Here is a 15,657-nt window from a genome sequence, read left to right as displayed (position 1 = left end):
CAGGTGAGGCTACGATGGATTTCGCCATTCTTGATGCCATACAAAACGCGTGGCGCAGCCCGTTTCTTGACTGGGCCATGCCACTGGTCACGCACCTAGGCGACCTCGCTTTGATTTGGTTCGCAGCGGCAGCCGTGCTGCTTTCGCGACCGAAGTGGCGCACGTATGGGCTTGCGGTGCTTATTGCGGTGGTACTGACGGCCGCAGTGGGTACGCTGGTGCTGAAACCCCTGTTTGGACGCGTGCGACCCTTTGAGATTGCCGGGTTTACGGAGCTTTTGATACCGGCACCGTTCGGTTCGTCATTCCCTTCGAATCACTCGATGGTATCATTCGCAGCTGCTACGGCGCTCTGCTGCATACCGGCACGCGGACGCGGTGTGACGGTGGCGAAGGTGCTCGCGGTGGTGGTAGCGTGCTTGATTGCGTTCTCGCGCGTGTACTTGTACGTGCATTTTCCCAGCGACATCGCGGTAGGTGCCGTGCTGGGCATCGCGCTGGGCTTTGCGTCAGTAGCCCTGGCCAAACGCCTGCGCCCGCCCGACTCTGACGTGGGGGAGTGACAAGACCTTTACGACGCAGCTTTCTTGCGGGCGGCGGAGCGCTTCGCGGGCTTCTTCTCCGGGTCCTCACCCGTGCGTGCCTTCAGGCTGGCGGCGAGAGCATCCATGAGGTCGATGACGTTGGACGGTTGCGCGGAGGGTTGTGCGGCTACAATCTGCTTGCCGGCAATCTTGTCCTGGATAAGCCCCATGAGCTTTTCTTGGTACTCGTTCTTGAACCGCGCGGGGTCAAAGGGTTCAGACATGCTCTCTACCAGGCGCTTCGCCATATCAAGTTCGGCATCAGCCACGTCGGGGTGGGCGAGCGTTTTGGGAATATCCTTCACTTCGCTTTGGTAGTGCAGCGTCATCATGACGAGGTCGTCTTCGTAGGGAATGAGCGCGATGGGTGTTTCAGAGTTGCCGAGCACCGTGGTGCCGATGGCGATTTTGCCTTCCTCCACCATGGCAAGGCGCAGCAGCTCCAGCGGCTTTTCGCCGCCGGGTTGCGCCACCACCTGATAGGGTTTTTCGAAGTAGATGGGCGGGACTTCCTCCATGTCGGTGAACTGGACTATCTTCATGGAGCGGTCGGCGTCGGTTTTGATGGCATCCAATTCTTCATCGCTCACCACAACGTATTTGCCCTTTTCGTACTGGTAGCCACGCACGATGTCATCCGGACCCAGTTCGCGCTTGCAGTCGGGGCACGTCTTTACGTAGCGCACACGCTTCATGCTGTCTTTGGCCAGCTGATTGAAGCGCACCGCATCGTCCTGCGTGGCGGCGAACAACTCAACCGGTATATACACCAGGCCAAATGCAATAGCACCTTTTCTGCCAGCCATGAGCGCTCCTTTCCCGAGTTTGCATGCAAGCAGCACGCCGATAGATAGTGTACCCACGTGAACAGGGGAAAGAGGGAAGCGCTGGTGCGTTGGGGGAGAATTGCGGGGCGTTCGCAGGCGGGGCGTTACCACGACCTCAAGAACTAAGAAAGGGGTCGGTCCTTACGAACCGACCCCTTTTCTGCGCTGTGCGTCACGCAAGTCGCCGTATCAGCGAGATGCAGAGCGCGGCGCCCGCGAAGCACAGCAGGGAAATCGAGTATCCCATGGCTTCCTCCTTGCATCCAGAAACCCTCATCCGGGTTCCCATTGCCTGCACTTTACCACGCAGAAACAACGCATCGAAAGCACACAATGGCCTTCGTAACCAATCGGTTGTTCTGCCGTTGGAAACAAGGACACCATGGGAAAGATTCACATCGCGCTCCCCATCTTTTGACAGGGAGCGCTTTCAATTCAGTCCGTGAGGCTAAAAAGTATACGAACCCTTTTCCTCGTTCATGTCGATTTCCTTTGGCGTCTCTTGCTTTGTCTCCAACTTCATGGTCCTATGCAAGCCGAAGGCGAAGAACACAATCAAAGCCACGATATAGAACGGAAGCATGGCGATGTAGGGACCCCACATCCATCCGAATGCAGTGATGGCACCACCCATGAAAACGGCACCAATAAACATGCCGATGTTCTGCGTGAAGGCCAAAAGCGAGTTAGCGGCAGGAACATCGTCGGGATTCGTAACGGAGTTCGGAGCGAACTGCCAGAGCATTCCCGGAACCCAACCTGCGACGATACCAGCAATAATTGCTTCGATATAGTAGAGGTTCGGATCCTTCAAAACGAACACCGTTGCGGTCAGTATAACGCCGCAGATAAGAGCAATCAGCAACAGCCACCTATGGCAGTTGAGCTTCTGGGCAATGACGCCACCAATGGGAGGCGCGATAGCCGCGATCAAACCAAAAATGGAAGCCATTCCCGTAGCAAAAATGAGACCCGTGCCTAACTGCACATCAAGATAGGTGGTCAAGAAGCCATTAATGGCCATATAGACAGCTTCGTCAAGGAAGAAGATGATAGCCAAACCCCAAAGCATCTTGCTCTTGTAAGCGCGCTTGAACACCGCTTTGTTAGCCTTTGGCTTATCAGCAGCTTGATCTGGTGCAAGTTCCTTCGGGGGCTTGCGATAGAAGATCATGAACAGCGCCCACGCGACAATGTCGTAGACCATCGTACCCCACCACACGGAAACCCAAGGGGCATTAAGCCCGTCGGCGGCTACGATCCAGCCGTAGAGGACGGGGCATATGCACATCGTGATGGGTACCCACGAAGCCCAGAATCCCAGAGGGACACTGCGCTTTTCCGGCCTGAACCACGGGGCAATGCAGGAACTACCACAGACACCCATGATACCGAATCCTACACCCTCGAAAACACGGCTGACGAGAAACAGTGGAACGTTCCCGATAGCCATTGCACCCATAATGCAGCCGATTACTCCTGTCGCACACGCGATGGTCACCGTGCCTTTGAATCCCAGTTTATTAATCAGTCCTGTCGTGGGAAATGCCATGACGAATCCCATGACGTAGAACAAGGCAATTACCAAACCTAATTCAGCTTCGTTAAAGCCGAACTGAGCCATAACTACGGGACCGAGCGCAGTCACCTTGCCCATGTTTGCAGGAGCGGTAATGCCAGCTAAAAGGGCGACAATAAGTATCACCCACCCATATGCGCTCCCCTTGCTTTTTGTTTGTTCGCTCATGAAATAAACCTCCCTGTTATTTGAATTGCTAACCGGTTTGAGCCTTACCCCTCGCGCTTCCCCCTTTCCCTCTGGCCGAATCGTTGTGCTTCAGCCCTCCCATCCTTGCTGCTAAAGCGTTGCGAAGTTGATGCGCCCCTTGGATGCGTAGCAACTTCGGAATGCGATGTGCAGCACAATCAAAATTAGGAGGGATTAAGGGGGTCGGATACCTCCTAATCAGATGAAATGAGGTGAATTCCGGAGGGGTTTTTCGTCCTTTTTGACCCAAGAAGCTTGCTCGACCAGGGACTATGTCGCTTAAAACAGGTCTTTCGTGAGCCTGTACTGGTGATTTAGTGAGCCTGTTTGCTCAGTAAAGCGACCAACGAACTCGTTTTCTTCTGGAGAGATGCCCCTTGGGATGCAAAACAGTACCGAACCATACGTTCTCGATATCTACCTGATGAAGACGTCTCTTGCAGGTAAGCGTTTTCCCAGATAGTCAACTTCATACAATTTGGAGGAGGCAATTTCTCGTTCGGTTTTGACGAAAAAGTAAACAAGAAATCATTCTTAACGCTCCTAGGCTGGCTCTAATCCGAGGCCTACGATCAGTCCATCGCACTCTTATTTCGAGGGGGTGGTTGGCTCGAAGCGCGCAGAGTCAACGATCAAGGAGATTCAAGGGGTTGCGTAAAAGATTCCTTCGTGAAAGGAGAGAGAATGAGTAATTGGAAATGGCAGGAAGGTGAGTACGAAGTTGTCCGTACTTGCACATGGTCGCCGCCGGGCGAGCATCCCGTCGGGTGGAGCGTGCTGCTCTATATTAAAGATGGGAAGCTTCATCACGTCGAAGGCGACCGTAAGAATCCCCTGACCCAGGGGCGCGTTTCAATTAAGTTCCTTGAACTCCCGGCTTATAACAACAGCCCCGAGCGTATCATCTACCCGATGAAGCGCGATCCCAAGTTCCGTGGTGACAACTCCAAGTGGGAGCGCATCACCTGGGATGAAGCTTATGACATGATTGAAAAAGAAACCCGTCGTGTGCAGAAGGAATATGGCCCCGAGTCCATCATGACCTTCATCGGCACGGGCCGCGACCTGTGGCACACGGTTCCTAAGATCACGTTCTCCGCGTTCGAGTCGCCCAACTTCAACTACCCGCACAATGGTTGGTCGTGCTACGGCCCCCGTTCTTCTATCTGCGTGTACGTGCTGGGCGCGGGCTATCCCGAACTCGACTATGCGACAGCTTTCCCTGAGAAGCGCTACGACGATCCCGACTACACGCTTTCAAAAGTTGCTCTCGTCGTTGGTAAGAATCCTCTCGTTTCCAACCCCGACGGCTTGTTTGGACACGCTCTCGTTGACATGATGAAGCGCGGTACTGAGCTCATCATCGTTGATCCTCGTGCAACCTGGCTCGCCTCTCGCGCGAAGTACTTCCTGCAGCTTCGCCCCGGAACCGATGCCGCGCTGTACCTCTCCATGTGTAACGTTATCATCGACGAGGATCTCTACGACCACGAGTTCTGCGACAACTGGATCTACGGTTTCAATGAGTTTGCAGAGCGCTGCCGTGAGTACAAGCCCGATGTGGCTGCCGCCATCACCGGCGTGAACGCCGACCTGATCCGCGAGGCTGCTCGCTACTGGGCCACCAACAAGCCCGGTTCGATGACGTGGGGTCTTGCTGTTGACCAGAAGTGCAACGGCATTCAGACCGCTACCCTCGTTCTTCTCCTCTGCGCCATCACCGGTAACCTTGACGTGCCCGGCGGCGTGCTGCTTGGCGCTTCCGACCGCGAAGCTCCGACTTCTTGGTGGGGCTGGGACGAACTTGATCCGGAAATCCAGGCGAAGCGCATCGGCGCTGCTGAGTACCCGGCTGTCTCGACGGCCTGCTCGACGACGCAGCCCGACATGGCAATGGACGCCATCATGACCGACAAGCCCTATCCGATCAAGATGACCTTCACCATGTCCTCGAACCCGATCGCCTGCCCGGTTGCCGATCCTCAGATGGTGTCTAAGGCGATGCTCCGCCCTGACTTCAACGTCTTCGCCGATCTGGTCATGACGCCTTCTGCGGCCGCCTATGGCGATTTGTTCCTGCCTGTTGCTTCCTCCGGCGAGAAGGACGGCCTCGTCGGTACGCATTACGGTGCTCTGACCCTGTTCGTGGCTGCCTGCGTTAAGGGTGTCCAGACGGGTGAATGCAAGTCCGACGACGAGATCATGCTCGATCTTGGCTGGCGCCTCAATCCCTCGAAGTTCCCGTGGAAGGACCTGCATGAGTTCCTCACGTGGGAGCTCAACGGCTACGGCATTGAGGGCACCTTTGATGATCTGGTTAACTCCGAGACTGGCTTCGTCACGCCTCCGTATGAGTACGAGAAGTACGCTTACGGTCTTCAGACGTGGAACGGCGAGCCCGGCTTTGGTACGCCGTCCGGCAAGGTTGAGGCGTACTGCCAGCGCTTTGTCGAGTGGGGCGACGACGCTCTTCCGTATTACGAAGAGCCGCCTTACAGCCCGGTCAGCACGCCTGACCTCTTTGAGAAGTACCCGTTCGTGCTCACGACTGGCGCACGTTCATGGTCGTACTTCCACTCCGAGCAGCGTCATATCGAGCGCCTCCGCGATCTTGATCCCTGGCCGACCGCTGAGATGAACCCGGCTGATGCCGAGCGTCTGGGCCTGAAGGATGGCGACTGGGTGTACCTGACCAACATGTTCGGCAAGTGCCGCCAGATGCTGAAGGTTACGCCTATCGTCAAGCCCGGCGTCATCATGGCGAAGCATGGCTGGTGGTACCCCGAGAAGGGTCCCGATGATGGTGGTGCAGGCCCATTCGGTGTCTGGGATGCCAACATCAACCAGCTGGTTCCTCACAACTGCTACGGCAAGCTGGGCTTCGGTACGCCTTTCAAGTGCATGATCTGCAACGTGGAGAAGGCCGAGGGCGGTCCCGACTTTGAACCGGCGTGGCCTAAGACGAACAATTATCTGGAGTTTTGCAACTAACCAACTTTTGAAAGAAGGTGAAAAGCATGGCAGAAAAGATGGGAATGCTCATCGACTATGAATACTGCACTGGTTGCCATTCGTGCGAAGTGAGCTGCAAGCAGCGCTTTGACCTCGGTTCAGACGACTGGGGCATCAAGGTTGCCGAACTCGGTCCCTGGCAGCATGGGGAAACCGATTTCGAATGGGACTACATCCCCATGCCCACCGAGACGTGCGACATGTGCAAGGATCGAATCGCCGCAGGAAAGATTCCTCTGTGCGAGCAGCACTGCCAATCTTTCGTTATTGAGGTAGGCCCGGTTGCTGAACTCGCCGCAAAGATGGGTTCGAAGAAGAAGCTGGTTCTCTACAGCGAAACCTGTGAAGCGTCTCGCAAGAAAGCGCTTTTCTAAACAGTTTCTAGCGACCATATTCGACTCCTCTGACCCGGTCGGCGACGGTGTTGACCGACCGGGTCTCATGCGAAAGGGGGCCATTAATGAGCGGTAAGTATGTTATCAAGAAAGAGCGGTCCAAGTATCGCTTTGATATTGTTGATGAGAACGGTGAAGTAGTGTTCAAAGGCGCCATTGGTTCAACCAAGGATGCGGTGACACGCAAAATCGAACTCATGAAGAGCTTCGGAGCGGATCTTACGAACCATCTCCAGGCCGTTGAAGGGCGCAACAATGTCTACGTCATTCGCGGTGAAGAGCACTCTGCCCGAGAGGGAGAGCAGGGTCGCGTTGGCGATGCGATTCCTCTCGGATTTGGCACGGCCCAGGGCACTCGTGAAGAGGTACTTCTGACCAAGGATGCCATTCTCGCTGCATGTGATGGTGCATCCGTAGTGGATGAAACTGGCGAGTAGTTACCTTACGTTATAGTGGACATTCTTTCTTTGCTCTCCGTTTTTGTTTGTCCTTGGCATTCGAAATGGTTGCGCAAGGAAAGAGTGTCCTTCCATCTTACTAAAAAGAGAAAGGAAGACTATGTGCTACAGACCACCAGCTGCGGAAATAGCTGCTGCTGAGGCGGAAGGACCCAAAAAGAAAGAATGTCCTGAATGCGGTTCTGAGGAGATGCTCACAGCAAAGACCTGTTCAAAGTGTGGGTATAAGTTTCCTCCGATGAAGCTTGCCCCCAAAGGCCCGAGCGCCCCTGCTCCTGCAGCGCCGGGTGCTCCGTCTGCCCCGAAGGCGCCCGGAGCACCGCAGCCACCCAAGGGCCCGCAAAACTAAGAGCACCATTATGTGGGGTCGATTCCTCGGGAGGCAAAGATGGAACAGGGACTGTTTGAAATAACGCAGCGCAAAGAAAATCTGCGCTACTTGGTTGTCTTAAAGGATGAACGAGGAGAGGCAATCCTCACCAGTCAGTACAGGGAAGTCAAACCCATGTGCTTGAATGAAATTGACTGGATACGAAGGTGCGGCCCCGAGGATAGTTTTTATGAGAGGATTGACGTCGAGGGAGCGTGGTCATATGTGTTACACGCTCGCGATGCTCATATTCTCGGAACCGGGCCGAAATTTGTGACAGAAGAAGAGCGGGAGAGGGGTATTGAGGCCGTAAAGAGATATGCCCCTGACGCACCTCTTTATGATTCGACGCCCGCTATTGATCTTTCGACGCGCATTCCGGAAACGTTGAGACAGCACGCAAGGGAAACGGTAGAACTCGCCGAGGCTGAAAAAGCCTGCTTTCGACACACCTCCGCATGATTTGACACCCGGTTGTGATATTTCAACGGACGCTCCGAATACGTTAAACCAAAAGGCAAAGGAAACAGTCAGGTTTGCTCAGGCTTACATTAGGATAGTAGCAGAAACGAAATAACTGACTGTTTCTTTTGTTCTCAACATTCCTCTGAGCAGATAGGTAGTTATCGACGGTGCTCAATGCGATTTGCCTTGATGGCGGCATAGTTTTGTGGTGGGAAGCGTGCAATACATGGTAACAAGCTTGTTCAATCACTGGCCTTCGTCTGATGCTGTCCTCGGTGCGGTCGGTAGCGGTACCGCGGTTGTTTTCAACTACGTCGTGTTCTTTGGCAGAATTTTCACGTTTTACGATGGTGGATCTGCCCTTCTTCAAGCAGCAGGGCCGGCGGTAGGAGTTGTTTGTCAAGTTCTCACTTATGCAGCTCTTTACATCTTTTCTGATAAAGTTTCGCGCATCGACTACAGGATTTTTGTTTTGCTTGCGGTATGTCTTATGTGCGCGTCGCTTATAGGTGCTTTTTTCTTCTCCGATATGTTCGTCTCTCCCGTGTTCGACTTTCTCCTGTACGCATGTTTTGGCATCGGGCTTGCACTGCAGCTTGTCGGTTGGACTGACTATTCATGGTGCGTACGCGGGCCAGAGTTGATCGTGGTCGCTTTGCTATTTTTTTGCGCTATCGCCTTTGAACTTCTTCTGCATTCGAGCGCAGACGCTCATTCTCGCGTGCTCATCTGCATTGCGTCGACCTTTTTTATGGCTCTTGCCTTTATTTCAAGCCGTCAAAACGGTGAGACACATATTTTTATCAGCAAGAGCGAAAGCAACGAGTCGGTAAACCTCAATTATGGGTCGCTGTTTTCCTATGCGACGACGGGCTTCGCGATTGCATTGGTAGCAGTACTTTTGTGCGAATATACCTCAATCGGACTCATGCTATTTGCCTCAGCAGCGCTTGCGGTTGCAATTACCGGTGCGGTTGTTGTGTGTTTGGGGTATGGTCGTTTTCTTCTTCAAGGACCTATTGAGCGTGTGACGTTTCCCGAGCTCATTGCGTTTCTTTTGATTTCTCTGTTCTTTGACGGATATGTCAGACTTGCGCTTGTATGGTTTGTCGTTTTTTTACTATTGCTGCGAGACTTGGCGCGAATTGTGAACCTCTATGTCCTTGGTTCAGAGTTTGGAATTCAAACTTTAAATCTTTCCCTGAAGGTGTCCCTACCTCTGGCCTTGGGCTTTCTCTTCGGACTCCTCATCCCAGCGCTGTTTCCGCAGCTCTATATGGTCAATGTCGTTATCTTGGTTTGTGCCCTTTGCTTCGCCATAGCCATTGTTCCCTATGGTTCTGATGCGCTCACCATGCCGGATACGAAACCAGAAAAAGCGGCAACGGGGGATAGCGAAAAAGGGTGTTGGAAAAAAGCGTGCGATCAGATGTCTGAAGAAGCCCATCTCACACCGCGTGAACGGGAAGTATTCCTTTTGCTTAGTCATGGGCGGTCTTCGCTGGTGATTTCACGTGAGTTACATGTTGCTGTTACCACAGTAAAGACGCACACCTCAAACATTTACCGGAAATTTGACGTGACAACACAGCAGGATCTTATCGACCTTCTTGATGACCGCCGAGTCCAAATCGGCAAAGAAAACTCCGAACCCAAGCAACGTCTCTGACGGACACCTATGAAGTGAGGGAGGCTGTAATGTGTTTGACCTGTAACCCCTATTGTGGCCGCTGTCATCCACCGACTAAACGGAGAGCAGTTGAATGCCTCGATTGCGGAAAAACCAATACCTTCGATGATGGCAACGTGACGCGCGAGGTTTGCTCCTTTTGCGGCGGTCGTTTGCCGAAATTGCGTACAACACAAACCCGCCGCTGCCGCTACAGCGGATTACTCTGCGCCGATCCGTGTGGTCGCGTGTTCGAAAAGCAGGCGGACGGCGTATTTAAGGTATGCGACAGAAGAGTGCCACCACTTGATGCGAAGGAGTTCGCCCGCTCATTAAGGAAGGGCCCTTCTGAGGAAGACAAGAGGAAGCGACGCGCACTTGTTGAGAACCACGCCGGACCTACGTCCGGTTTACCCGTATAGCTTGATATGAAAAGATAAGGAATCTACTCCATGGAACTCACTTCTTATGAACCGTTACACGTCCCTCTGCCAAAGATGGCAGTGACCGACGCGCAACTCGATGAACGCATAGCCTCAATTGTTGCGCAAATTCCCACGTACGCAAATCAAACAGATGCACTGGTTGAACTGCACGATAAGGTGAATGCCCTTGTTACGATGCGCGAAAACGGAGAGCCTATGCCGGGGCTCGAAGAAGCTTCTCTTACTATTACGGTGGGGGACGGGTTCTTTCCCCAAGAATTTGCTCAAGGTCTTGTTGGCATGAAGTGTGGCGAAACAAAAACTTTTGAGTACCAACAAGCGGGAATTGGCACCGAGAGTGAAGATGATCTTTCCTCGACTATTGAAGCGACGGTAACTATTGAGTCGATACGCAAGCGCGTTGACCCGGAATTGAACGATGAGTGGGTTAAGCGTTTTGTTCCCCGTTTTTCAACCGTGGAAGAGTTTCGCGCTGATGTAGAAGCACGACTCGTGGAGGAGATGGACAAGAAACGCGAGGAACTGCTTCGCGAACGATGCTCCGTGCTTCTTGCGCAACGGCTCAAGGAAAAGCCGACGGACGAGGAAGTGGAAAGTGCGGCGATAAACGTGCGCGCATCATTTGAGCGGGACTGCATGAAAGAGGGGAAGGATCGTGCCCAAAAAGCGTCTGAAATGGGAATTCCCGAGGAACAGCTTGAAGCGTTCTTCCATCAAGCAGGCACAATGGCTGTGGCTCAAGGTAAAGCCATTGCAGCAATGGCCGATTATTGGAACATTCAGCCTACTGACAAAGATCTTGACGAAACGCTACAAAAACACTTCGGCAATGATAAGCAGGCAAAGGCCAGATTTGATACCGAAGAGGGACGCGAGAAACTTATCGAGATGGCACGCTGTGAGCTTGCGCTCGATGCTGTTATCACAGATGCCATTGTGTTTGAGCAAGAAGAACCCACCAACGATGTTCCCCCGCAGGTCGCCGCGCGCCAAGCGCTGAACCCTTTTGCTTAACGGTTTGTGCTCAGCGTTTCAGCAGGTAGGTCACGAGCTATCACTGCTGCATGCGTTGATGTGTTGTTGAAGCCCCGTTAGAGTTACTCTAACGGGGCGCCTTCGGTATCAGCCACTGCGGGGTGGACTACTCTCCGCAAAGACTCGTTTCGCATAGCATCTGTTTCGTGTATGATGACCGCCATGAAGTTCTCAGGGGATAGTTACATCACACATAACGCCCACGCGGCAACGGTTCTTGTTGCGGTGGGGTTCACGTGCCTGTATACGGTTGCTATCGTTTTTTTCTATTGTGACTGGCTTTTCGACCTTCCCGGTGCCAATCCACTTTGGTATGGCGGGTTACTGAACGGCCTACTCTGCCTAACTGCGGCGGTGGTGTTTCTCCTGTCGCGCAAGGGACGCGTGCGCGAGGGTAGTGCTATAGGGGTGGGGAGTGTAAGCTATCTGGCATCGCTCGCTGCGGTGTTGGCGGCCTCGCCGTCTTCTTCGCTTCTATGCGCGTACGTCGCCGCTGCGTTAGCGGGTGTGGGGGCAGGTTTGCTCATCCCTTTGTGGTTTAGCCGGATGGGGATGCTTGCGCGGAATAACTCCGGGTATGTGCTGGGCATATCATCGCTGGTCAGTGCGCCGATTGCACTTGCGCTTGACCTGTTGCCGGATGGGGCTTTGGTAGGTGGCTGCGGCGTACTGGTAATTGCATCTTCTGTGCTGCTTGTTGTACTGCGCGCTCTTCCGCACCAAGAAGAGACTGAACCTTCACACCTTCTTGCAACCGCCGCTGAAGAACCGTCAGATCCGCTGAAAAGGCTCGCCGCGCCGCTGGCCTATGTGTTCATACTGTCCCTTGCGTACGGTGTGCTCGATGTCGTAGCTATGGCAACTCCTACCGCCACGGCGGCCGATTCCGGGTTTGCCTCGCAGGGCGGCGGTATTGTGGCCATCGGCGTATTCCTTTTGTATGTGCCCTTCGGAAAAGGACGCTACACAGCACTGCTGAACGCATCGCTTGTCGTAGTGGCCACGGGGCTGGTGTTTCTCCCGTTCCTCGGCGGCGTATACAGCATTGTGTTGGTTGTGCTCACCCATGTGGGGTGGGAGATAGCACTGTTGGTGTCATACGCGCTGGTCATTGATGTTTTCCGCAGCGACAAACAGAAGCTTATGGGTTGGTCGGCAGCGGTGTTCGCATTTCCGCGTCCCGGTGTGGTGCTAGGAGGACTTGTGGCCTCGCTGGTTGCTGAGGGGAGTCATTTCGCCTTTGCGCAGATGACCATCATCGCGTTTGCGCTTCTCTATCTTATTATGATGGGCGTGTGGCTTTTGCGAACCCGCGAGAAGCGTGCCGCTGAACGCGCGCTGCGCAAGCGCGATGAACTCATCAAGCGTTATGTGCGCGCTCGCGATGACGTACAGATGCTCGCTTGCGATGAGTTGTCCGCTGCGCACGGACTTACAAAGCGCGAGACGGAGATACTACGCCTGCTTGCCCAGGGCCGCGACGCCGCGCATATCGAACGCACCTTGTTTATCTCACGCAACACGGTAAAAAGCTATACAAAATCACTCTATGCGAAGCTGGACGTTCACTCGAAGCAGGAGCTTATTGACCTGGTGAACGCCTCTCTAGAGCTCGATTCTATAAGCTTCTGAACTGGTATTTCTCAGATACCCACCTCAGGGGTGTACCGCCTTTCCCGCAAATCCGTAGCATGAGATGCGCACAAGGCGCCTCTCTTGGCGAAAAGAGAGCGCCGCACTCAAGGATTTACAAGGGAAGGGAAACGCATGACACAAGAAGACGAGACGAGGCAGACTGCTTTGCCGCCGCGCCGGCGCGGTATGTCGCGCCGCACGTTTGTCGGCGCGGCTGCGGTGGCTGGCGTGCAGTTGGCAGTATTCGGACTGGCAGGGTGCGCCCCCAAGGCCGACGATGGGAAGGCGGTTGGCTCGTACCAGCCCGGAACGTACACGGGCACTGCGGACGGCAAGTTCGACACCTTGACGGTGGAAACCGACTTCACCGAGGATGCCATCTCGGCGGTGCGCGTTGTGGAGCACCGCGACACTGCACGTATTGCCGATGCGGCTGTTGAGCGCATGCCCGAACGCATTGTGGCTGCCCAGGGCCTCGGCGTTGATGCAGTCACCGGTGCCACACTGACGAGCATGGGTATTGTGAACGCCGTGGCGGAGTGCGTCGATCAAGCGGGCGGCAAGTCCTCCAAGCTGATGAAGGTGGGGGCATCGCAGCTGACGGGGGAGACAAAAACGCTTGAAGCCGACGTGGTTGTGGTGGGCGCGGGCGCGTCTGGCATGGGCGCCGCTCTTGCCTCCGCGCAGGCGGGCAAGCGCGTAATTGTGCTGGAGAAAAACTCGAACATTGGCGGCAACTGTCTGGTGTCCGGTGGCTATCTTGAGTACCTCAGCGCACCTGAAAGCGCGCGACCTGAGATGACCGACCAGCTAAACCGCTACGTTGAGGAAGTACTTGCGAGCGAACTGGTGACCACCGTTGATCCCGAGTTGGTGGCTACGGTGCGCGCTCAATACGAAGCACATAAGGCATCCGGGTCAACAAAGCTGTTTGATTCGCTGGAGTTTTACGCGCTTGATTTCGCAGCAACCACCGGCGAGGGTCTGCCGCCGGCGGTGTATCTTCCCGTGGCGAAAAACATATCTGCAACGAACGACTGGATGAGTGACCTGGGCTTTCAGTGGGAAACGCCGACGCACCTTATCACGGGCTACACCTACCCGCGCTGGTCAAACCCCACCACAGGCGTGTGCGGCGAAGGGTACTTCGACTTTTTCGACGAGGTGCTCACGGGCGGTGGCTACGACGTGAACGTGCTTTTGGCGACACCTGCGCAAAGCCTGATGACCGAAGGCGGCGCAGTGGTTGGCGTGACGGCACGCGCCGAGGATGGCACTACCTATAAGGTGAGTGCTCCGGTTATTATTTTGGCGTCGGGTGGCTTCTCTGGCAACGACGATCTGCTACGCGAATACAACACCATGTGGCCCTATCCCGAGGGACCGCTCAGCACCACCAACGTGAACGGCCACACCGGTGACGGTATTGTGATGGCGCGCGAGCTGGGCGCTGCGGTGGCCGATATGGGTAATCAGATGATGTTCCCGTTCAACGACCCCATCACCATTTCCGCCGAGAACGTTTCCGGTACGTTCGCCGACTGCCCCATCGTGAACAAGCAGGGCAAACGCTTCCTGGATGAGACGGCCGACCGCTTCGAGATGACGGCGCTTCTCATGGAGCAGGAAGACAGCCTGTGTTACATGATCAGCGACGCGGACAGCGTGTACGTGACCGAGGCATCGCCCGGTGAAGAGACGCTGCTGCGTCGCGGTCAGCTGTTCAAGGCCGACACCCTGGAGGACCTGGCAAAGCAGATCGGCATGGATGCGGATACCTTCGTTGCCGAGATGGAACGCTTCAATGGCTTCGTGGCGAAGGGGGAGGACGAGGAATTCGGCCGCTACCTGTTTAGCGAGATCAGCGCCGTGGATACACCACCCTTCTACGCCTCACCAGCCACGTGGGCGGCCCACATCACCATCGGCGGCCTCGACGCAAGTGACGACACCTTTGCCGTCCGCAACGAGGCAGGCGAAACCATCCCCGGCCTGTATGCCTGCGGCGAGGTACGCAACGGCATCTGCGGCGTAGGCAGCATAGCCGACGGCGTAGCCGCCGGCAAAGCCATCTTCGCATAGAGCACGTGACAGGTTTCGGGAAGTACTATGCTAAAGAGAAGCCTTAGAGTTACTCTAAGGCTTCTCTTATTACGGCACCACTGAGCGTTTTAGAGTTACTCTAATTAAGCATGCGCCGAACGCGACGCTGGCGATAATTGCAACCAAGAGATGAAGACGCTCCGTCTTCTTCTTGAATAAGCAACCTGGAAAGATCATCTATAAACAAGCGAAGCTTGGAGAGAGGTAAGGTGTTCGAGTAATCAAATATTTTCAAACAAGTAATTACAAAAACAACCAAAACTATAGTAAATATTAGCAACATTAACGAAACTAAGAGAGCATTTGAAATTACAGCTCCAACAGTATTCTGATTAGGTAAAGCTTTTTGTATCACAACTGCGAACCCCGCAATGATGATCACATCGATAGATATTCGAATAAATCCTTCGTAGCGATGCTCCTTATGCTCGAGAAACCTTATAGCCTCATCTCTTACAATTCTTATCTGTTCACAACTTACTAATCCAGCACTCATCAAACTTGCACGAAGTAATTGAGAAAAGGCTGCATCCTTCGCCATCCACCGTTCAAGCATTCGTCGTCGAAACATTGTAGTGGTTCTATTTACTGAGACAGCAAAGATTAAATAAACCAATACGCTAAATATGAAAGCAGGAAGGAGCGCATAATTGTTTAGAGAGACCACTGCACCCAGACACATCGTCACTGCACTGGACAACAAGAAAGCTATGAATACTGCTTTTTCTTTAACGTTAAGGCGTTTCCACGCTCCACGAAAAGAACTGACGAGTGGTTCGTCTTTTGGTTTGTTTTTTGTAGTTGCAAGCCAAATGGCAAAATAGGATTCAATCATATATAGCCCTCGTTATCTTTTATCTTCTTCAGACGCTCCTGCTCATAATAAAAGA

At 54.0% G+C, this 15,657-nt stretch carries 12 protein-coding genes; 9 read left to right on the top strand and 3 right to left on the bottom strand.

What is annotated here, in order from left to right; genetic code table 11:
- Positions 1–14: 14 nt before the first annotated feature.
- Positions 15–563, top strand: coding sequence for a phosphatase PAP2 family protein (locus tag QNJ86_RS00860; protein WP_283830673.1), 549 nt, complete (start codon positions 15–17; stop codon positions 561–563).
- Between the two features lie 8 nt (positions 564–571).
- Here the strand turns inward: QNJ86_RS00860 and ku are convergent, their stop codons facing one another.
- Both ku and QNJ86_RS00850 read right to left on the bottom strand, forming a co-directional pair.
- Positions 572–1,390 (bottom strand): non-homologous end joining protein Ku, encoded by an 819-nt coding sequence (gene ku, locus QNJ86_RS00855; protein WP_283830672.1) that lies wholly within the window; start codon positions 1,388–1,390, stop codon positions 572–574.
- Between the two features lie 469 nt (positions 1,391–1,859).
- Positions 1,860–3,158 carry an MFS transporter gene (locus QNJ86_RS00850; RefSeq protein WP_283830671.1) on the bottom strand — a complete coding sequence of 433 codons (1,299 nt, stop codon included), beginning with the start codon at positions 3,156–3,158 and terminating at the stop codon, positions 1,860–1,862.
- 705 nt (positions 3,159–3,863) lie between these two features.
- Here QNJ86_RS00850 and QNJ86_RS00845 point away from each other — a divergent pair.
- From QNJ86_RS00845 to QNJ86_RS00810, 8 genes are all read left to right on the top strand, one after another.
- Positions 3,864–6,170, top strand: a complete 2,307-nt coding sequence (locus QNJ86_RS00845; protein WP_283830670.1) for a molybdopterin-containing oxidoreductase family protein — start codon at positions 3,864–3,866, stop codon at positions 6,168–6,170.
- Positions 6,171–6,196: 26 nt separating this feature from the next.
- Complete coding sequence (locus QNJ86_RS00840; RefSeq protein ID WP_283830669.1) at positions 6,197–6,565, top strand: oxidoreductase; 369 nt, start codon at positions 6,197–6,199, stop codon at positions 6,563–6,565.
- 86 nt (positions 6,566–6,651) lie between these two features.
- Entirely contained in the window at positions 6,652–7,023 is a 372-nt protein-coding gene (locus tag QNJ86_RS00835) for a YegP family protein (RefSeq protein ID WP_283830668.1), read from the top strand.
- Between the two features lie 409 nt (positions 7,024–7,432).
- A complete protein-coding gene (locus QNJ86_RS00830; RefSeq protein ID WP_283830667.1) occupies positions 7,433–7,876 on the top strand; it encodes a YegP family protein in 444 nt (147 codons plus the stop codon).
- A gap of 229 nt (positions 7,877–8,105) precedes the next feature.
- The gene (locus tag QNJ86_RS00825; protein WP_283830666.1) at positions 8,106–9,548 is read left to right on the top strand and encodes a helix-turn-helix transcriptional regulator; all 1,443 of its coding nucleotides are present in this window, start codon (positions 8,106–8,108) and stop codon (positions 9,546–9,548) included.
- Between the two features lie 452 nt (positions 9,549–10,000).
- Positions 10,001–11,008 (top strand): trigger factor, encoded by a 1,008-nt coding sequence (locus QNJ86_RS00820; RefSeq protein WP_283830665.1) that lies wholly within the window; start codon positions 10,001–10,003, stop codon positions 11,006–11,008.
- Positions 11,009–11,191: 183 nt separating this feature from the next.
- Positions 11,192–12,661: a LuxR C-terminal-related transcriptional regulator gene (locus QNJ86_RS00815; protein WP_283830664.1), complete on the top strand. Its 1,470-nt coding sequence runs from the start codon at positions 11,192–11,194 to the stop codon at positions 12,659–12,661.
- Between the two features lie 135 nt (positions 12,662–12,796).
- On the top strand, positions 12,797–14,746 hold the full coding sequence (locus tag QNJ86_RS00810) for an FAD-dependent oxidoreductase (RefSeq protein WP_283830663.1): 1,950 nt from the start codon (positions 12,797–12,799) through the stop codon (positions 14,744–14,746).
- 100 nt (positions 14,747–14,846) lie between these two features.
- On the opposite strand, the gene QNJ86_RS00805 is transcribed toward QNJ86_RS00810, so the two are convergent.
- On the bottom strand, positions 14,847–15,602 hold the full coding sequence (locus tag QNJ86_RS00805) for a hypothetical protein (protein ID WP_283830662.1): 756 nt from the start codon (positions 15,600–15,602) through the stop codon (positions 14,847–14,849).
- Between the last annotated feature and the right edge of the window lie 55 nt (positions 15,603–15,657).

Source organism: Gordonibacter faecis, from assembly GCF_030077735.1.
Classification (GTDB): domain Bacteria; phylum Actinomycetota; class Coriobacteriia; order Coriobacteriales; family Eggerthellaceae; genus Gordonibacter; species Gordonibacter faecis.
The sequence above is the reverse complement of the archived record's forward strand: the minus strand, read 5'-3'. Positions and strand labels throughout refer to the sequence as shown.